The organism is Leptolyngbya sp. O-77, from assembly GCF_001548395.1.
In the GTDB taxonomy this organism is placed as follows: Bacteria; Cyanobacteriota; Cyanobacteriia; order Elainellales; family Elainellaceae; genus Thermoleptolyngbya.
In genome coordinates, this window is record NZ_AP017367.1 from 4,612,077 (window position 1) to 4,629,187 (window position 17,111).

The following is a 17,111-nucleotide window of genomic DNA, read 5'->3' on the forward strand; positions in this document are numbered from 1 at the left end:
CGGGCTTCGACCGGGCAATGTTGCACCCTAACCCCTCCCAGGACTAGACGCAAGGATTAAGACGCTACATGGACTTTTCGATCGCCTCACTACTTTCCAACTTCCCAGACGACAAGCTGGTCGCTCCCAAGGCTCTAGAAAAAAAGCTGAACTGTGAAGACGATGCCAGCCTCCGCCGTTTGCAAATTGCGCTGGATGCCCTGGAGAAAATCGGCATTTTGGTGAAGGAGCGGGGCAAATATCGCCGCGTCTTTGAGGAGGACGTGGTGGAAGGGAAGCTGCGCTGCTCTAGCAAGGGCTTTTGCTTTGCAATTCAGGACGTTGAAGGGTCGGAGGATATCTACATTCGCGAGAGCCAGTTGAATACTGCCTGGAATGGCGATCGCGTCTTGGTGCGCGTGACCAAAGAGGGCAGCCGCCGCCGCAGCCCAGAGGGCGAAGTGCGGCTGATTTTGGAACGCTCTAATGCCTCCGTGCTGGCACGGGTAAAAAAAACCGAGGACGGGCAGTATCGTGCTCTACCGCTGGATGATCGCCTCCTGTTTGAGCTAGAGCTAGTGCCCGACGGCGAGCCGCTGGAGGAAGCGGTCGATCAACTGGTGCATGTAGAAATTGCCCGCTATCCGCTGGGGCAGCATCCGCCTATTGGCCGCGTTGTCCAAATCCTTGGCAGCGATGCCCAGGCGGCCTCAGATATCGACATCGTGTGCTGCAAGCATGACCTGCCGCGCGGGTTTTCCGAAGCCGTGCTGGAGGCAGCCAAGGCGCTCCCGACCAAGCTCCGTAAGACAGACTTAAAAAAGCGGCTGGATTTGCGGGAACAACTGACCGTTACCATCGACGGGCCCGACCATCCCCATAGCCCGGCCATCGATGATGCCCTGAGTGTGGAAAAAGTGGGCGACGATGAGTGGCGCTTGGGGATACACATTGCCGACGTGTCGTATTACGTAGCAGCGCGATCGCCCGTCGATCTGGAAGCCCAAAAGCGGGGCACGTCGGTCTTCCTAGGAGAATTGGTCGTGCCCATGCTGCCGGAGCATCTGCATCGCTGCTGTTCGCTGCTGCCCGGTGAAGACCGTCTGGCCATTTCGGTACTGGTGACGCTGAACGCCGCAGGCGAGGTGCAGGATTTCGAGATTCAGCCCAGCGTGGTGCGGGTGGATCAGCATCTGGACTACCAGCAGGCCCAAGCGGTGCTGCTGCGCGACGACCCAGAAGCCGCCGCCGAAGCCCGCTACCCGTTGCCCTCTGCCAAAGAGCTAAAGCATCTGGAACCCGTATTTGAACTGGTGGACAATCTGTTTGCCATTAGTCAGGCCGTGGCGGCGCAGCGACTAGCGCGGGGTGCGTTTGACCTGAACTTGCCAGAGAGCATCTTCCCCGATGAACACAATCCCGAACTGGGCAAGTTCCTCTCCACCAACTTTCAATACGACGACGAGGGCGAATTGGGGGCAATGGTGGTGTCGTCGCTGCTGCCCGCCCGCACGATCGTCACGGAACTAATGCTGCTGGCGAACCAACTGGTGGCGCTGCATTTGCAATGTCTCCAGGTGCCCGCCATCTACCGAGTTCACCGCACGCCTGACCCGTCGGACGTGCAGGAACTGGTGAAGCTGGTAAACAATATGGACATCGAATACCAGCTTGAAGACGAAGAGGTGGTGCATCCCCGCGACTATCAGCGGCTGACGCAGCAATTTGCCGAGTCTCACGCTGAGCGCGTTCTGACCTATCTGCTGCTGGAGACGCTGAAGCCTGCGGTCTATAGCACAACCCCTGGTACACACTTTGGGCTGGCGCTGGACAACGGTTATACCCATTTCACCTCACCGCTGCGCCGCTATCCTGACCTGCTGGTGCATCGGGTATTGCACGCGGTGTTTGAGCATGGGCGCGATCGCAAATCTACCCGCTCGAAGGATAAAGTAAACCTGTTCAGCAGCGAATGCCACGGCGCAATCGACTGGAAGGTGCTGCCGCCGGAGGTTCACGACGAGCTAGAGGAATATTTCAACAGCATCGTCAATCACCTCACCGAGCGCGAAAAGCTGGCGCAAGAGGCAGAATCTGACCTGGAAGGGCTGAAAAAAGCCGAATATATGCAGGAGCGTACCGGCGAAACCTTCCACGGGCTGATTACAGGCGTGCAGTCTTACGGGTTCTTTGTGGAAATCGAGGAACTGCTGGTAGAAGGGCTGGTTCACGTTAGCTCACTGAAAGACGACTGGTATGAGTACCGCTCGCGCCAGCAAAAGCTGGTCGGCCGCAAGAACCGCAAGCAGTATCGCCTGGGCGATCGCGTCGAGGTGCAGGTGAAGAGCGTGGATTACTACCGTCAGCAAATTGACCTGGTGGCTGTGGGCGGTGGCAGTGAGGCCACCGATGACGACGAGGAGGATCTGCTGGAAACTGAAGCCGACCTGCTGGAGGCAGAGGATCTATCCGCGGAGGAAGAGTAGGTCGATGCACCGCCCTCAGCGGATTGCAATTGTCGGTACGAGCGGCACCGGCAAAACCACGCTGGCGCAGCAAGTGGGACGACAACTCGGCATTACCCATGTTGAGCTAGATGCGCTGCACTGGGAACCGAACTGGACTGCTGCGCCACCGGAGGTGTTTCGGGCGCGGGTCGCTGAAGCGCTGACGGGCGATCGCTGGGTGGTTGATGGCAACTACAGCAGCGTCCGCGATCTGGTTTGGGGGCGGGCCGATACTATCGTGTGGCTGGACTATCCGTTTGGGCTGGTGCTGTGGCGATCGCTCCGGCGGGCAATTTGGCGCAGCACTTCGGGCATAGAACTCTGGAGCGGTAACCGCGAAACCTGGCGGCAAACCTTTTTCAGCCACGACTCCATTTTGCTGTGGGTGCTGCGAACCTATCATCGGCGGCGACGCGAGTATCCGCTGCTGTTTTCTCAGCCAGAATACGCCCACCTCAGGGTGGTGAGAGTGCGATCGCCCCAAGAGACCAGAAGTTGGTTAATCGGGTTAGCAGGTGACGGAATCAGTGACGGAATCAGTGACGGCGTAATAGATGGATGATGGATTGCAATGACTCCAGCACGCCCACCCACTCCCTATCGCTCCTCTAGCGCCAGCTTCACCAGCCGATCAACCAGTTCTGGGAAGGGCACCCCGCTGGCAGCCCACAGCATGGGATACATGCTGGTGGCGGTGAAACCGGGCATGGTGTTGATTTCATTGATGAAGACCTCGCCTGTAGACTCGCAATAGAAAAAGTCCACGCGGGCCAGACCGGCTGCGTCTACGGCTTCAAAGGCGCAAATCGACATATCCTGGATCTGGCGGGCGATCGCCGCTGGCAAGTTTGCCGGGATATGCAGGTCGGCCAGACCTTCGGTGTATTTCGTCTCGTAGTCGTAAAAGTCGCTGCTGTAGGTGATCTCGCCCACGACCGATGCCTGAGGATGGTCATTGCCCAGCACAGCGCACTCCAGTTCACGGGGTGAGGGCGCGGCCGCTTCCACAATCAGGCGGCGATCGTAGCTGGCGGCGCTGTCGAGGGCAGCTTCGAGCTGGGCGCGGGTGCGGACTTTGGCAATGCCGACGGAGGACCCCAGGTTAGCGGGCTTGACAAAGCAGGGATAGCCCAGTTCGGCTTCAATCTCGTCGCACAGCTTAGGGAAAACACAGGGATTGGAATAGACCTGCGATCGCCGCACCACCCTATAGCCCACCTGGGGCAGCCCCGCCTGGGCAAACGCCATTTTCATAGCGATCTTGTCCATCCCCAGTGCCGACCCCAGCACCCCCGACCCCACAAACGGAGCCTGCATCAGCGTCAGCATTCCCTGCACCGTGCCGTCTTCGCCGTTGGGCCCGTGCAACACCGGGAACCACACGTCCACGCCGCTGACCTGCGCGGTCGATTGCCAGCGTTCTACCGCCGCCACCGTTGGCACTTGCAGGGCGCTGGTTTCGCCCGACGGGTCTGCCGGAGCATCCGAACTGCCCAATTCCAGCGGCACTCCCGCCGATAGAACGTGAATAGCAGACTCTCCCGCCAGCCAGCGGCCGTCTTTCTGGATATACACGGGCGCAAGTTCGTAGCGGTCTGCGTTGGCAGGGTCGCTCAAGCCACGGGCGATCGCCTGTGCCGAGCGAATCGATACCTCATGTTCTCCCGAACACCCACCAAACAGCAGCCCCACCCGCAACTTCGCCATTGCCTCGCCCCCGTCTAAAACGTACAGAATCTATTAATCGGAGATAGCGTATCATCTTCGCGGTGGTTTTAGGAGAATGAAGTGACGGGCTACAGAAGACGCGGAGACAGAAGACGTAGAGACAGACGGATAGGTTTAGGTTACAGTTACTCCAGCCTTCTCACTGCATCACTCCATCAGCCCAAAACATCAATATGACCCAAATACGGCCAAATACGACCCAAATACGACCCCAATGACCCAAAACCCTTCCTCCCAAGCCACGCCCACTCTCGCCGCATTGCAGCGCCTGATCGACGTGGTGGCAACGCTGCGATCGCCCGACGGCGGCTGTCCGTGGGATTTAGCCCAAACGCCAGAAACGCTGATTCCCTACGTGATTGAAGAAGCGTATGAAGTGGTGGATGCAATTCGCCAGGGAAACCCAGAGGCGATCGCCGATGAGCTAGGCGACTTGCTGCTGCAAGTAGTGCTGCAAGCGCAGATTGCGTCGGAGGCGCAGCAGTTTTCGCTCAAGGAAATTGCCGAGGGCATTACCGAAAAGCTGATCCGCCGCCATCCCCATGTGTTTGGCGAGGTGACGGTGGCAGATGCGAGCGAGGTTGTGCAGAACTGGGAGCAAATCAAAGCCGAGGAAGAAAAGGCATCGGGGATTGAACGGCTAACCCCCCGGTTGGAACGCTACGGGCGATCGCTCCCGCCCCTCACCGCCGCCCTCAAAATTTCTCAAAAAGCGGCCAAAGCTGGCTTTGAGTGGGACAGCATCGAGGGCGTGTGGGACAAGTTTCACGAGGAGCTAGAAGAATTTCGGCAGGCGATCGCCCACGAACCCAAAGCCAACCAGCAAGCCGAACTGGGCGACCTGCTCTTTACGTTGGTGAACCTCGCCCGCTGGCACGACCTCAACCCCGCCGAAGCCCTCCACAGCACCAACCAGCGGTTTATCCAGCGCTTTGCCTTAGTAGAAGAGGCGATTTTGCAAGAGAGCGATCGCCCTTCAGGCGGTACAGAGTACCCTCGCCCTTTAGCCGACTACTCCCTAGAAGAACTCGAAGCCCTCTGGCAAACAGCCAAAGCTCGCCTGAAGCAGCGCGAGAAATAAGTTATGGACTCGATAATTTCAAAATTTGTCTCTAGAGCGTGCAAAAATTAGGACAACTGATTAAACTCAACGTCAGAATAGAGCAAGAAACCTTCTACTTTCCCAATTCACCTAAAAAGCGAAATACAGCGTTTTTGAAGCTAGTGAGGCACACGGATGGTCAATAAGCCCTTGCCTCGTGAGGGCGGCATGTGCCTCACCCCGCAAGAAAATGCTGTATCACTTAAATGGCTGCACTTTTATCTTAGCCGCCCTCAATCCAATCCATATATCTTGGTACACAAGCTGTACGTAAATTACGCAAATTGCTGTCATCAGAGACAACTGCTTTAGACATTTGAAGAAAAACGACAATTAGGTGAATCGATACTCAAAAGAAATGGAAACGATTCGACAGGTTGTGACCATAACCAGCGATCGCAAGATCGAAGTGACGCTGCCAGAGTCCGTACAGCCAGGACGGGTAGAAATCGTCATTGTGCTACAGCCGATTGCGGATGAATCTGTCTCTGTCCAGCCACCCAATTTCAAAGAGCTACTTGGCTTTTTGCCCAAACGGGTCGATCCGCTAGAATTTGAACGACAAATTCGAAATGAGTGGAACCGCTAATTCCTATTTGCTAGACACGAATATTTTCATCTATTACTTCAACGGTGAAGCTTTGCTAGAACCCCTGTTTGAAGATATTTTTTCAGGCAGGGCGATCGCCGCTTATTCTCCAATAACTTGGGTTGAGTTGCTTTGCTATCCCGCACTGACGGAAGCCGAAGCAGATCAAATTCGGTCATCCTTAAAAAGCCTAAAGCGTGTAGACTTGACAGAATCAGTTCTGGATACCGCTGCCCAAATTCGTCGAAGTGCGCGGATTACCTTACCAGACGCAATCATTGCCGCTTCTGCTCTCGAAACAGCGAGTCAACTCGTGACCAGAAATATCGCAGACTTTGCGCGAGTTGAGAGCTTAACGGTACTGAATCCTTTTTCAGAAATTTAATTGCGGAAATCTAAGCTAGAGCGATCGCCCTTCAGGCGGTACGGAGTACCCTCGCCCTTTGGCCAACTATTCCCTAGAAGAACTCGAAGCCCTCTGGCAATCAGCCAAAGCTCGCCTGAAGCAGGGTTAAACTGACGCAAACGAAACAGTTGGGCGATCGCCCCGCCGCTATGCTGACGGTCAACTGTTTCGCTCAGAACCTCTGATAGTCACTCACTCCCCCATTTCTCGCCCCTACGAGCCTTTGAAGCACCAGACGCTCGATCTCAAGGCCGCGCCGGATCTTAAGGAAAGCATTTATATCGGGCTGCATCGCGGCCCCGACGACCCGCTAGTACAGGCAAACACACCCAACCACGGCCCCAACCGGTATCCCCGCAACCTCCCCGGCTGGCGCGAGGCGGTAGAGCAATATTTCGATGCCATGCTGGACTTGTCCTACCAACTGATGCGGGGGCTGGCGCTCTCGCTCGACCTGGAGGAGCATCACTGCGACTCCCTGGCCGACGACCCCATGCCCATTTTGCGACTGCTGCACTACCCGCCCCATCCCGTACAAGCAGACGATCGCACTTGGGGCTGCGGCGCTCATACCGACTGGGGCTGCCTCACGATCCTGCTGCAAGACGCGGCGGGCGGCCTAAAGGTGAAAACCGCCAGCGGCGACTGGATTGCTGCCGAGCCGATTCCCGATACCGTTGTGATCAACATCGGCGACATGATGGCCCGCTGGAGCAACGACCACTATCAGTCCACGCCCCATCGCGTGGTGAACCGTTCGGGGGGCGATCGCTACTCCGTTCCCTTCTTTTTCGACATCAACTACCACGCGCTGGTCGAATGCCTGCCCACCTGCCAGAGCGAAACGAACCCGCCGAAATATCCGCCCATCACCGCAGGGGATCACATTGTTGAAATGTATCAAAAGACTTACCAGCGAGTAATGGGTTAGCGATGAGGAATAGCGCCCTCTAGTCCCTGGGGCCTGCGGCGCACCCCCAGCACCGACTTCACCGGCCGCTGAATCGGGCTGCCCTGAGCATCGACGCGACCCAAGACGGTGTTCCCGCTGACGTACAGCGAAGCGGAACTGCCGCCATCCAGGTTCATCGCGTTTACCACACCGAGCGATCGCAGAAAGTTCGACAGATCCACCAGCGACAGCCCAGAACTGGTCGGCGCGTTGGGGCGCTGAGCGGCCATCGCTAGCACAATGTCTCCATTGGGCAAAATCCCGACGGCAGAGCGGGCATTGGGCTGGGTGCTGCCAATGGCATCGCGGCCTGTGGCGGGGTCGGCAAAGCCTTCGGCTTCGAGCGTTAGGTCTGGCAGCAGGCGCGGGCCACCGCCAATCGCGTCTTGCAGCGTACAGCCGAAAGGGACGGCTTCGGCATGAAGGGCGATCGCATAGTGGTCGCGTTCCTGCCCCGGTTGCCCACAGCGATAGCGGCGAAACTCCGAGCGGTTCAGGATTTTGGGCAGGTAGGGCGTGAGGCTGGGGTTTTGCATGAGGCGATCGTTTTGACGCGGGTCGGCGACGAGTTGCCCGTTTTGCACGATGTAGGACGTGGTGAGTCCGTTCACTGGGTCAAAAAAGCCTGCGTTGATGGCTGCCACGGTTCCCGACTGCGCGGCAAACTGGGGCAGCGGCTGCAACGCTTGGGCGATCGCGGGCACAACCTCAAACGTGCGAATCGGCACTATCACCCAATGCACGTCCGCCGTGGGCAGGGCTTCTACGCGATATTGCACGTCATGCTGGTCATGCTGCACATCTGGGGAAGCTTCTGGGGACGAGTCTGGGGCGAGTAGCGCTGATAAAGCCGATAAACCCGTCGGGCTGCCTGCGCCTGCAACAGGGCGATCGCACCCCGCCAGTCCGCCTGCCAGTCCAGCAGCTAGTCCGGCAGCCAGTCCGGCAGCCAGTCCGCCTGCCACTAGCCAGCCCAGCCATCGCCCTTGCCAAACTCTCATGCCTGCTAAATCTCTAAGGTTTAACCCCAATTTGCCTCAGCGTTGTGAAGCGATATGGCTGACCCCAAGTTCCTGAGTCCCAGCCTATTACAGCAGATTTTTGAACAGCAGCACTACCCGTCCTGCGAGCTGGTCAAACAGGGGGCGATTTTGCCACTCGGCATAGGTGAGACACTGGCTATCGGCGATCGCCCCAATAAAGAACTGCTCCAGGTTTTGAGCCAGCGCCGGATAGCGCCCCGAAATGTTGAGTTCGTCATTGTGAAACGCACTGCGCGGGTCGAGGTTGGCGCTGCCCGTGCTGCCCCAGGCCTCATCCACCAGAATTAACTTAGCGTGCATCATGCTGGGCTGATACTCGCAAATCTCCACGTCTGCTCGCAGCAGGTTGCCGTATAGCTCTCGACTTGCCAGATGCACGAATTTTTTATCGGTCGCGTTGCTCATGGTCAACACGCGCACCTCAGCGCCGTTTTCGCGGGCGCGGATGAGTGCCTGGGTGATATTGCCATCGGGCACGAAGTAGGGGCTGGCAATCCACAGGCGATCGCGGGCTGCTAGCGCACTCAGTTGCACCAGCAGGCGAATCGACGACTCACTTAAACTAGACGTGCCGCTGGTGATGCATAGCGGGACTTCGCCTTCCGTCTGCACCGGGCTAATTTCCTGAGCCAAGTCTAAATCGCCGCCGCTATAGGCCCAGTGTTTCAGAAATTTGCCTTGCAGCAGCGTCACCACTTCGCCCTCGTAGGCCACTTCAAACTCTGCCCAGGGTGCAGTGTCGTGGTCAAATTCAGTGCCGTCCCAGTGGTTCGACACACCCGCCCCGCCGATCAGCACCTGCCGCCCGTCGATCATCAGCAGTTTCCGGTGCAGTCGCGAGTTGTATTTCAAGGGCGATCGCCAGTCGGGCGGCCGCAAAAAGCGATGTGGCCTGACGAATCGCGGCATTTCGGGCGGCGTAAATTTCATCCACAGATCGCCAAAACCCAGCCATGCGCCCAGTGGTGGATTCTGCACTGGTTAACCCCTCCACGCTCAGGGTAAAGCGGGGCTCGCTCAAGTCTGGTGCATTGGCGATCGCATATTCTGGCTGTGCCTCAAACACGCCGCGTAGGTATGCATAGCCGCCCGCCGTCAGCACCAAAAGCCCCAACCCCGCAGCCAGCCAGCCCCGCAGCCTGGCGAGAAGGGAAGATTGCTTTGGCCTCAGTGCCCTCTTGAAAACAGGCATAGTCAGGATATCAGGCAACAACGAGTTGATCTGTTTCTAAAATATCGGCTGGCGCAGGCCCGCCCTCTCTACCCCAGGGATAGCAAACAACTAGACAAGGGGCAGAGTCCGAGTTTCTGGAGTGCTGAAAGCGATCGCAGGGAGCGTTCGTCAGGCTACTCCTTCTCTTTCCGAGTTCTTTACCAGCGATTGCCTATGGTGTAGATGAACAAAGTCTGAGAGGAGTTTGAGATGCGTTTCTTAAATCGAACCGGTTTGATAGTTGTCGGTGCAGTCGGGCTGGTGGGCCTAGCCACGCTGGCGGGCTGCTCTACCCGGACTCAGGAAGCAGCGTCGGGGCCACCTGCCACACCGTTAGAATCCCCTTCTCTCACTGCTGCCGCAGACTATTCGGCGCTGACATCCGTTGTAGACAAGACAAGGGCTGCGATTGAAGCTGGGGATTTTGCAAAGGCTAAAGCCGAATTTGAAACCTTTGAGTCGGTTTGGGCCCCTGTAGAAGATGGCATCAAAGCAAAGTCATCGAGTGCCTACGACTCAATCGAGGAAAGCATGGACAAGGTTTCAGGCGCATTGAAGGCATCGCAACCCAACAAGGATGAAGTCCTGGCCGCCTTGAAGACAATGGACGAGGCGATCGCCAGCGTCTCGAAGTAATCGCCTTTTTCTTGCCTATCCAGAGTAGGGCGCGGAGGTAGTCACCATCGTGCCATGCTGCCTTCGCGCCATTTTTTTGCTCATTTCGTTTGCGACCGCTGCCATCTCTGCGATCGCTCCAACTTCTACTATTTCTGCAACCTCTAGAAGCCACAGGTAATTTCTATGAAACGAGCCTTCCGCAAATATCATCGACTGCTGGCGATCGCCCTCTGTTTGCCCCTGGGCTTAACGGTACTCAGCGGCATTGCCGTGACGCTAGTAGCGGAATGGGGCCTCGGCGGCGGGCTGATTTCTCGCAGCTTTTTACTCAGCCTCCACACCGGCGAAATCTTTCATTTAGAAGCAATTTATCCGCTCCTAGACGGAGTGGGGCTAGTGGGGCTGCTAGCCACTGGGCTAAGCATGACGGGGCTATTTCACAAAAAACACCCGACTCGCCTAGCTGGCTCCGCTCGGCACGACGATTAAACGGCCTACCCTTAAGGCGCAGGAGTTGATTCCTTGGGCACAGGAATTGATTCCTCGGTCACAACCAGTGCAAAGAATCAACTAACGAACTCAACTAAAGAACTCAACCTTTGAAACTGTTGCAGGTCGGCAGGCGAACGCAAAAGGTACTGCCGTCCCCCAACTGGCTTTGGACGCTGATTTGCCCGTGGTGGGCATGGGCAATGCTCTGGGCGATCGCTAGCCCCAGTCCTGTGCCCCCTTCTCGCTGCGATCGCGCCGGATCAGCCCGCCAAAATCGGTCAAATACATGGGGGATGTGTTCAGGTGCGATGCCCATGCCCGTATCACTCACATCGACCACCACCCATCCGCCCTCTGAGCGAGATTTTACGGTGATTTTTCCCTGACTTGGCGTATATTGCACGGCATTGCTCAGCAGATTAGAAAACAGGCGACGAAGCTGGGTCGCATCGCCACGTATGATGCTGCAAGACTGAAGCGAAAACTGGAGGGCGATCGCCTTTGCGTCTGCCTGGGGCACAAAGCTATCGACCAGATCTTCTAGCAAGTCGTCTAGTGGAATGTCAGCCGCCTGGTTTGCGAGGGGTGTCAGATTGCCATCATGCCGCGCCAGCAGCAGTAAATCATCCACCAGTTGCGTCATCTGGTCGGTGGCCGAGGCGATCGCCGCCAGCTTATTCACATCAGCCGGATGCACCCGTTCTGGATGGCTCTGCATCACATCAATTGAGGTCTTGATACCCGCCAGCGGATTGCGTAACTCATGGGAAGCGTCGGCAGTAAACTGCTTAAGCTGCTGAAAGCTTTGCTCAATCGGTCGGAGTGCCTGCCGTGTAAGCCAACCGCTTCCGAGTCCGCCGCCCACCAGCGCCACCAGCCCCCCCAACACCAGCCCCGCCCGCAGTCGCGACAGTTCCGCCTCGGTGCTTTCGATGGACTCGCTGACTCGCACATAGCCTTGAAGGATTGTGTTGGCTGGTTTTAAGTGGCTGCGATCGCCTGTTGAGGGGGTGTAAACGGGCACAGTCAGCATCCAGCACTCGTCTGTCCGTAGCCAATCTGCAACCGGATCAAGCGGTAGGGCAAAGAAACTCCGTCCGGCTTGCCCCAGGCGATCGCCCTCCGCATTAAACCATTCAATTCCCTGCGACGGCTTCCGCAAATCTTGCCACGGTAAATCCAGATCACCGTCATCGTCCAAGACACGATCAGGCTGCATGGAAACAGCATCAGGCTGTTTGAGCAAATCAGGCAGGCTGTGGGCAGCAGCATCCGCCAGCAAAATCAACCGGCGATCGCGCTCCTGCTTTAGACTATGCGACACAAACTGATACACGGCTGCTTCGGTTGCTGCCAGCGACAGTCCCAACACCGCCAGCGACGACAGCAACAGTCGCCATTGCAACGCACGAAAAGCAGGACTGGTCATGCAGCGATTTATCCAGATTGCTTAAGTCGATATCCTAAACCATACACAGTTTCAATAAAATCTGGCTCTGCCCCTGCTGCCATCAGCTTATGCCGCAGACTCCGCAGGTGAACCTTCACGGTCTCTTCGCCAGGGGGTTCTTCGGATGCCCAGAGGTGGTTCAAAATAACGCTGCGACTGAGGGTGCGTCCGCCGCTGCGAAGAAATAACTCTAGCAGCCCATATTCCTTGGGGGTCAGTGCAAGGGGCTGCCCGTCGTAGCTTACCTCAAAGGTTGCAGGGTTCAGACTCAGGCATCGCCACTCCAGCACAGGCGGCAGGGTGGCTCCGCTTCGCCGCAGCAGCGCTCGAATCCGCGCCAGCAATTCCTGCAAGTCAAACGGCTTGACGACATAATCATCCGCACCAGCATCCAGCCCGATTACCTTGTCGCTGCTGGTGTCTCGCGCTGTCAGCAGCAGCACTGGCGTCGAATCGTCGCTCTGGCGCATTCGCTGACAGAGTTCTATACCGCTTAGCCCTGGCAACATCACATCTAGCAGCACCAGACTATAATCATATGCTTCGAGCAAGTCCCAGCCCATCGGCCCATCGGCAGCCAGATCGACAGCGTAGCCTTGGTCAGTTAGGGCTTCGGCGAGGGCTTGCGAAATTCGTTCATCATCTTCTACTAGCAGCAGTTTCATGTTGAGTACTAACAACCACCTCCAGAAAGTGACTCCTATCATAGAAAGACTGGCTAAGAACTGACCGGATATGAAGACCAACGCCGCCCGCGCCCTGGATAAACTGGGCATTGCCTATGAGCTGCTGGAATATGAAGTAGACCCTGATGATCTAGCGGCCGAGTCCGTAGCGGCAAAGATTGGGCTAGAGCCAGAGCGCGTGTTCAAAACGCTGGTGGCCAGGGGCGATCGCACAGGTGTCATTCTCGCCGTCATTCCCGGCAACATGCACCTGAACCTCAAGGCGCTGGCCGCCCTCTCCGGCAACCGCAAAGTTGAAACCGTTCCACTCAAAGAGGTGCAGCCGCTCACGGGCTACATTCGCGGCGGCGTGACGGCCCTCGCCTGCAAAAAAGACTATCCCGTTTATATAGACGAGCTAATCGAGCTATTCGACACGATCACCATCTCCGCCGGAATGCGCGGTCTGCAAATCTTGATTGCGCCAAGCGACTACATTCAGGCTGTGAGCGGAACCGTCGGGGCGATCGCCCAGGAGAAGGAAAGTTAGAAGAGAGAAGAGAGAAGAGAGAAGAGAGAAGAGGGAAAAGGTGTCTTGAGATTTTCTTTTTTCGTTCTTCCTTTTTCTTTTTTCCTTTTCCCCCGTCACCCCAACGCCTGTCCGCTACGGCGAGATCGTGATATCAATCTGCTGTGGGCTGCTTCCTAGTGTCGAAAGCGGTGGCTGAATTGCAGCACTATTGCCCACTACAAGCGTCACCAGTTTGTCGGGCTGGAGATAGGTCTGGGCGGCACGGAGAATATCTTCGGCGGTGGTGGCTTCGACCTGCTTCTGATACTGGAAGATAAAGTCTTTGGGGTAGCCGTAGTATTCGTAGCGCATCAGGCGAGAGAGTGTCTGCCCCGGCGTTTCAAAGTTGAACACAAAGGCGTTGAGGGCTGAGTCTTTGGCCTGTTTTAGCTCCACGTCGGAAACGGGCGTGGTGCGGACTTTTTCGATTTCCGCCTTGAGCGCCTGGATAAAGGGAACAGTTGCATCAGAGCGGGTCTGTCCGCCGCCCACAAATACGCCTGGATAGTCAAACTGAGGCGACCAGTAGGCATACACCACATAGGCCAAGCCCTGGCGCGATCGCACTTCGTTCACTAGCCGCCCGCCAAAGCCGTTTAGCACGTCGTTTAACACCGTCATGGGTGCATAGTCCGGATCGCTCAGCTTGCCGCCGAGGTGCCCAATCAGCACGCTGCTCTGGGTAAGCTGGGGCTGATCAACCAGAAAAATGCCGCCGGGTTGCGCCTGGGCGACCGCAGGCAGTGGGTTGAAATCAGGATTGTCTAGCGCGGGGTTCCGCGCCCAGTCGCCAAACTGCGCTTCGATGAGCGATCGCATTTCGGCGCTGTCAAAGTCGCCCACGATGCCCAGCAGCATGTTGTTGGGATGGAAGTAGGTGCGGTGGTAGGCGATCGCATCTTCACGCTGGATGCGGTCGAGGGTGGCGTATTCTGTCGTGCGAGCGTAGGGACTTTGCGGGCCGTAGATTAGCTTGAAAAATTCGCGGCGGGCGATGTCTTCAGGGTCGTCGTTGCGGCGGGCGATGAAGCCACGCCGCTGACTTTTCACTAGCGCAAACTTGTCGGGTGCAAAGGCCGGCTGGCGAATCACCTCGGCAAATAGCCCAAACACCTCCGGCAAATCTTCGCTGAGGGCATAGAAGCTGGCATTGCCCGACGCATTGCTGATGCCGGTTTCCACATAGGCAGCGCGGCTTTCTAGCAAGGTGTTCAGGGCATCGGGCGTGTGTTTGAGTGTGCCCCCACTTCGCATCACCTCGCCCGTAATGCCGCTCAGTCCTACCTTGTCGGCGGGTTCCCAGCGACTACCCACGCGAAAGAGGGCCGTGCCGCTAACGAGGGGCAATTCGTGGTCTTCGACCAAGTACACCATCAGCCCGTTGTCTAGCTGAAACTGGGTGTATTCCGGCAGTTGCACAGGCGGCAGCGGCGGAAAGGTGAGTTGGTCGTAGGGCAAGGCAGTCGCCGCCCGCACCGGATCAGGCGTGAGCCAGAGTCCTAGTAGCAGCAGTGGGGCGATCGCCCCCCAAGCCAGTCGCCGCAGCCATTTCGAGCGCAAGCCGAGCCGCCAGTTCGATCGCAAAGCCGTCATCCACACCTTCCTCATGCCCTTAATCCTAACTAAGCTTTCCTGCTCTGACGTTGCAGCATCGACCCCCAACCCTTACTCCTCCGGCAGGAGTTTACCAATTGTCAGCTTTTGCGGCACAAATAGCGACTGGGCGACCCGCTGCACGTCTTCTGCCGTCACCGATTCAAACGCCTTCAGGTCTTCAAATAAATTGCGCCAGTCTCCAGTATTTGCTTCATATTCCGGCAGCAGGCTAGCCATCCCCCGGCCAGATGCCAGCAGTTGCAGCATTCCTGCCCGCGCTTGGGTCTTCACCCGCTCTAACTCTTCGGGCGCAACTGGCTCCGTTTTTAGCCGATCTAGCTCAGCGTTGAGGATGGCGGCGATTTCCTCGATGGTGTGTCCCGGCGCAGTTTGAGCAAAAAACAGCATCATGTTGGAATAGCGATCGCCCGGAAAGCCATTTGCCACATCCGTACTCAGCGAGATGCCTGTTTCCACGAGCGATTTGTAGAGCCGAGAGGTGCGGCCACCCGTCAGCACAGAGGCCAAAATCTGATAAGTAGCATTGTCGGCATCGTCGCTAGCAGGGCGCTGATAGCCGACCAGATACCAGGGTTCCGTCTTTTGTCGCAGCACCACCTCTCGCGGCCCAGTCTGGTTTGGCGCAGGAGCCGTAATGTTTGGGGCGCGGCTGCGGGTGCGGAAGCGACCAAAGTAAATCTCTGCCAGCCGCTTCACCTCGGCGGGATCAACGTCGCCCACCACCGCCATTGTGATGCGGTCTGGCGTGTAATAAGTGTCGAAAAAGTCCTGAATATCTCGGCGGGTCAGGTTGCGAATATCTTCTTCGTAGCCGATGATTGGGCGGCCATAGGGATGATCCGGAAAGCCCGCTTCTAGAAATGCTTCCACCATCTTGCCGATGGGCGAGTTGTCCGTCCGCATGCGCCGCTCTTCCAGGATTACGTCCTTTTCTTCGTAAAACTCACGAAAGACGGGATCAAGGAATCGGTCGGACTCCAGCGACATCCACAGTTCCAGCTTGTTGGACGGAAAGCTGTAAAAATAGCGCGTTGCATCCGCGGAGGTGGTCGCATTTAGCCCGACACCGCCTGCCCGTTCCACCACCTGCCCATATTCGTTTTGGCGGACGTACTGCGCGGCTTGCGATCGCACTCGGTCAAACTCTTCCTCTAGCTCGGCGGCGCGGCCGGTCTGTCCTGCGGCCTTGGCCGCCTGGATGCGGTCAAATAGCCGATCCAGTCGAGCCAGCAGCGGCCGCTCGGCGGCGTAGTCGCTGGTTCCCAGGCGCGTTGTGCCCTTGAATGCCAGATGCTCCAGGAAATGGGCGGCTCCGGTCTTGCCTTCGGCTTCGTAGGCTGCCCCCACATTCACATAGGTCATGAACGAAATCACCGGAGCCTGATGCCGCTCTAGCACGATGAATTTCATGCCATTGTCGAGGGTGAATTCGGTGACGCGATCGACCACCCGATCGATGTAGGGCTGGATCGACAGCGGTTCAGAGCGGGGAGCCGTGCGGGCGATCGCCACGGTCGGAAACAGGCTCCACAGGCCCAGCAGCAGGGCCAATGCAACCGCAGGAATCAGGGCCAATCGTGCCCGATGAGTCTTCAAAGTCATGCAAGCTGGGCGCAATCTATTCAGCGCAGTAAATTCCACAAGTTTCACGAAAAAATCCACAAGCCTCTTGCATAGTATCCACCGCAGGGGCGAGGCTGCCGCAGTAAATCATCGAAAATCTTCGATAAAAAAGGGTTTTCTATAAACTATTCTCGATTGTTGAGGCTTCTCAATCACCAGAATACTCGGGATGATCGGGATGCTTCCTACAGCGCCTCGCTCCAGTCTGGGCAAATCTCACCCTCCCAGCCAAAGGGATGAAACCCGCAGATCAGCAGTTGACGGCGATCGCCATAGCCATAGGCAACCCCGTGATAATGCTCGCAGCCCAGGCAAGACTTGGGGCGCGACGGCGGTGTTTCGGTAAACCCAAGCTGCGATCGCAAAATATGCAGGCGACTTTGGTGGCGATGCCAGCTTGCATGGTCGGCTTTTCGGAAGCTGTCGTTAGCGCGCCTGAAGGCATTGCGGGGAGCATTCATAGGTCTGCGCGGAGAGTAAAAAAACAAGCTGCTCAAGCAGAACATGCAGACGGCGGACATCCAGCCTGCTTCATCTACATTTTATAGTTCCCCGC

18 protein-coding genes are annotated in these 17,111 nt (G+C 57.1%); 9 read left to right on the forward strand and 9 right to left on the reverse strand.

What is annotated here, in order from left to right:
• The first annotated feature begins 68 nt into the window (after positions 1 to 68).
• Positions 69 to 2,465 carry a ribonuclease R family protein gene (locus O77CONTIG1_RS19425; RefSeq protein WP_068514040.1) on the forward strand — a complete coding sequence of 799 codons (2,397 nt, stop codon included), beginning with the start codon at positions 69 to 71 and terminating at the stop codon, positions 2,463 to 2,465.
• 4 nt (positions 2,466 to 2,469) lie between these two features.
• Complete coding sequence (locus tag O77CONTIG1_RS19430) at positions 2,470 to 3,048, forward strand: AAA family ATPase (RefSeq protein WP_068514046.1); 579 nt, start codon at positions 2,470 to 2,472, stop codon at positions 3,046 to 3,048.
• A gap of 35 nt (positions 3,049 to 3,083) precedes the next feature.
• On the opposite strand, the gene O77CONTIG1_RS19435 is transcribed toward O77CONTIG1_RS19430, so the two are convergent.
• Positions 3,084 to 4,193: a D-alanine--D-alanine ligase family protein gene (locus tag O77CONTIG1_RS19435; RefSeq protein ID WP_068514049.1), complete on the reverse strand. Its 1,110-nt coding sequence runs from the start codon at positions 4,191 to 4,193 to the stop codon at positions 3,084 to 3,086.
• 235 nt (positions 4,194 to 4,428) lie between these two features.
• Here O77CONTIG1_RS19435 and mazG point away from each other — a divergent pair, with 235 nt between their 5' ends.
• From mazG to O77CONTIG1_RS19455, 4 genes are all read left to right on the forward strand, one after another.
• Positions 4,429 to 5,295 (forward strand): nucleoside triphosphate pyrophosphohydrolase, encoded by an 867-nt coding sequence (mazG, locus tag O77CONTIG1_RS19440; protein ID WP_068514052.1) that lies wholly within the window; start codon positions 4,429 to 4,431, stop codon positions 5,293 to 5,295.
• 379 nt (positions 5,296 to 5,674) lie between these two features.
• Positions 5,675 to 5,905, forward strand: coding sequence for a hypothetical protein (locus O77CONTIG1_RS19445; protein WP_156435488.1), 231 nt, complete (start codon positions 5,675 to 5,677; stop codon positions 5,903 to 5,905).
• Complete coding sequence (locus tag O77CONTIG1_RS19450; RefSeq protein WP_068514057.1) at positions 5,889 to 6,290, forward strand: type II toxin-antitoxin system VapC family toxin; 402 nt, start codon at positions 5,889 to 5,891, stop codon at positions 6,288 to 6,290. Before O77CONTIG1_RS19445 ends, O77CONTIG1_RS19450 begins: the two co-directional genes overlap by 17 nt.
• A 244-nt stretch (positions 6,291 to 6,534) precedes the next feature.
• Complete coding sequence (locus tag O77CONTIG1_RS19455; protein WP_068514061.1) at positions 6,535 to 7,242, forward strand: isopenicillin N synthase family dioxygenase; 708 nt, start codon at positions 6,535 to 6,537, stop codon at positions 7,240 to 7,242.
• Here O77CONTIG1_RS19455 and O77CONTIG1_RS19460 read toward each other — a convergent pair.
• The 3 genes from O77CONTIG1_RS19460 to O77CONTIG1_RS26400 form a co-directional block, all read right to left on the reverse strand.
• The gene (locus O77CONTIG1_RS19460; RefSeq protein WP_084782856.1) at positions 7,239 to 8,264 is read right to left on the reverse strand and encodes a phosphodiester glycosidase family protein; all 1,026 of its coding nucleotides are present in this window, start codon (positions 8,262 to 8,264) and stop codon (positions 7,239 to 7,241) included. The two genes, O77CONTIG1_RS19455 and O77CONTIG1_RS19460, sit on opposite strands and share 4 nt — an antisense overlap.
• A gap of 87 nt (positions 8,265 to 8,351) precedes the next feature.
• Positions 8,352 to 9,122, reverse strand: coding sequence for a phospholipase D-like domain-containing protein (locus tag O77CONTIG1_RS19465; protein ID WP_068514065.1), 771 nt, complete (start codon positions 9,120 to 9,122; stop codon positions 8,352 to 8,354).
• Complete coding sequence (locus O77CONTIG1_RS26400) at positions 9,058 to 9,498, reverse strand: hypothetical protein (protein WP_068514068.1); 441 nt, start codon at positions 9,496 to 9,498, stop codon at positions 9,058 to 9,060. The genes O77CONTIG1_RS19465 and O77CONTIG1_RS26400 overlap by 65 nt, the downstream gene beginning before the upstream one ends.
• Before the next feature lie 231 nt (positions 9,499 to 9,729).
• Here O77CONTIG1_RS26400 and O77CONTIG1_RS19475 point away from each other — a divergent pair, with 231 nt between their 5' ends.
• Positions 9,730 to 10,155 carry a hypothetical protein gene (locus O77CONTIG1_RS19475; protein WP_068514072.1) on the forward strand — a complete coding sequence of 142 codons (426 nt, stop codon included), beginning with the start codon at positions 9,730 to 9,732 and terminating at the stop codon, positions 10,153 to 10,155.
• Positions 10,156 to 10,320: 165 nt separating this feature from the next.
• A complete protein-coding gene (locus O77CONTIG1_RS19480; RefSeq protein ID WP_068514085.1) occupies positions 10,321 to 10,626 on the forward strand; it encodes a peptidase in 306 nt (101 codons plus the stop codon).
• Positions 10,627 to 10,729: 103 nt separating this feature from the next.
• Here the strand turns inward: O77CONTIG1_RS19480 and O77CONTIG1_RS19485 are convergent, their stop codons facing one another.
• Both O77CONTIG1_RS19485 and O77CONTIG1_RS19490 read right to left on the reverse strand, forming a co-directional pair.
• Complete coding sequence (locus O77CONTIG1_RS19485) at positions 10,730 to 12,058, reverse strand: sensor histidine kinase (protein ID WP_068514088.1); 1,329 nt, start codon at positions 12,056 to 12,058, stop codon at positions 10,730 to 10,732.
• A gap of 8 nt (positions 12,059 to 12,066) precedes the next feature.
• Positions 12,067 to 12,744, reverse strand: coding sequence for a response regulator transcription factor (locus tag O77CONTIG1_RS19490; RefSeq protein WP_068514091.1), 678 nt, complete (start codon positions 12,742 to 12,744; stop codon positions 12,067 to 12,069).
• Positions 12,745 to 12,814: 70 nt separating this feature from the next.
• Here O77CONTIG1_RS19490 and ybaK point away from each other — a divergent pair, with 70 nt between their 5' ends.
• Complete coding sequence (gene ybaK / locus O77CONTIG1_RS19495) at positions 12,815 to 13,294, forward strand: Cys-tRNA(Pro) deacylase (RefSeq protein WP_068514094.1); 480 nt, start codon at positions 12,815 to 12,817, stop codon at positions 13,292 to 13,294.
• 114 nt (positions 13,295 to 13,408) lie between these two features.
• On the opposite strand, the gene O77CONTIG1_RS19500 is transcribed toward ybaK, so the two are convergent.
• From O77CONTIG1_RS19500 to O77CONTIG1_RS19510, 3 genes are all read right to left on the reverse strand, one after another.
• Positions 13,409 to 14,923: a M16 family metallopeptidase gene (locus tag O77CONTIG1_RS19500; RefSeq protein WP_156435490.1), complete on the reverse strand. Its 1,515-nt coding sequence runs from the start codon at positions 14,921 to 14,923 to the stop codon at positions 13,409 to 13,411.
• A 57-nt stretch (positions 14,924 to 14,980) separates the two neighbouring features.
• On the reverse strand, positions 14,981 to 16,534 hold the full coding sequence (locus O77CONTIG1_RS19505) for a M16 family metallopeptidase (protein WP_068514097.1): 1,554 nt from the start codon (positions 16,532 to 16,534) through the stop codon (positions 14,981 to 14,983).
• 206 nt (positions 16,535 to 16,740) lie between these two features.
• The gene (locus O77CONTIG1_RS19510) at positions 16,741 to 17,016 is read right to left on the reverse strand and encodes a hypothetical protein (RefSeq protein ID WP_068514099.1); all 276 of its coding nucleotides are present in this window, start codon (positions 17,014 to 17,016) and stop codon (positions 16,741 to 16,743) included.
• Between the last annotated feature and the right edge of the window lie 95 nt (positions 17,017 to 17,111).

Excerpts from the sequence above, each read along its gene's own strand:
- O77CONTIG1_RS19510 (WP_068514099.1), bottom strand. The coding sequence starts at position 17,016 with ATGAATGCTCCCCGCAATGCCTTCAGGCGCGCTAACGACAGCTTCCGA.
- O77CONTIG1_RS19475 (WP_068514072.1), top strand. The coding sequence starts at position 9,730 with ATGCGTTTCTTAAATCGAACCGGTTTGATAGTTGTCGGTGCAGTCGGG.
- ybaK (WP_068514094.1), top strand. The coding sequence starts at position 12,815 with ATGAAGACCAACGCCGCCCGCGCCCTGGATAAACTGGGCATTGCCTAT.
- O77CONTIG1_RS19500 (WP_156435490.1), bottom strand. The coding sequence starts at position 14,923 with ATGAGGAAGGTGTGGATGACGGCTTTGCGATCGAACTGGCGGCTCGGC.
- O77CONTIG1_RS19425 (WP_068514040.1), top strand. The coding sequence starts at position 69 with ATGGACTTTTCGATCGCCTCACTACTTTCCAACTTCCCAGACGACAAG.
- O77CONTIG1_RS19435 (WP_068514049.1), bottom strand. The coding sequence starts at position 4,193 with ATGGCGAAGTTGCGGGTGGGGCTGCTGTTTGGTGGGTGTTCGGGAGAA.
- O77CONTIG1_RS19490 (WP_068514091.1), bottom strand. The coding sequence starts at position 12,744 with ATGAAACTGCTGCTAGTAGAAGATGATGAACGAATTTCGCAAGCCCTC.
- mazG (WP_068514052.1), top strand. The coding sequence starts at position 4,429 with ATGACCCAAAACCCTTCCTCCCAAGCCACGCCCACTCTCGCCGCATTG.
- O77CONTIG1_RS19465 (WP_068514065.1), bottom strand. The coding sequence starts at position 9,122 with ATGATCGACGGGCGGCAGGTGCTGATCGGCGGGGCGGGTGTGTCGAAC.
- O77CONTIG1_RS19445 (WP_156435488.1), top strand. The coding sequence starts at position 5,675 with ATGGAAACGATTCGACAGGTTGTGACCATAACCAGCGATCGCAAGATC.
- O77CONTIG1_RS19450 (WP_068514057.1), top strand. The coding sequence starts at position 5,889 with ATGAGTGGAACCGCTAATTCCTATTTGCTAGACACGAATATTTTCATC.
- O77CONTIG1_RS19430 (WP_068514046.1), top strand. The coding sequence starts at position 2,470 with ATGCACCGCCCTCAGCGGATTGCAATTGTCGGTACGAGCGGCACCGGC.
- O77CONTIG1_RS19460 (WP_084782856.1), bottom strand. The coding sequence starts at position 8,264 with ATGAGAGTTTGGCAAGGGCGATGGCTGGGCTGGCTAGTGGCAGGCGGA.
- O77CONTIG1_RS19480 (WP_068514085.1), top strand. The coding sequence starts at position 10,321 with ATGAAACGAGCCTTCCGCAAATATCATCGACTGCTGGCGATCGCCCTC.
- O77CONTIG1_RS26400 (WP_068514068.1), bottom strand. The coding sequence starts at position 9,498 with ATGCCTGTTTTCAAGAGGGCACTGAGGCCAAAGCAATCTTCCCTTCTC.
- O77CONTIG1_RS19485 (WP_068514088.1), bottom strand. The coding sequence starts at position 12,058 with ATGACCAGTCCTGCTTTTCGTGCGTTGCAATGGCGACTGTTGCTGTCG.
- O77CONTIG1_RS19505 (WP_068514097.1), bottom strand. The coding sequence starts at position 16,534 with ATGACTTTGAAGACTCATCGGGCACGATTGGCCCTGATTCCTGCGGTT.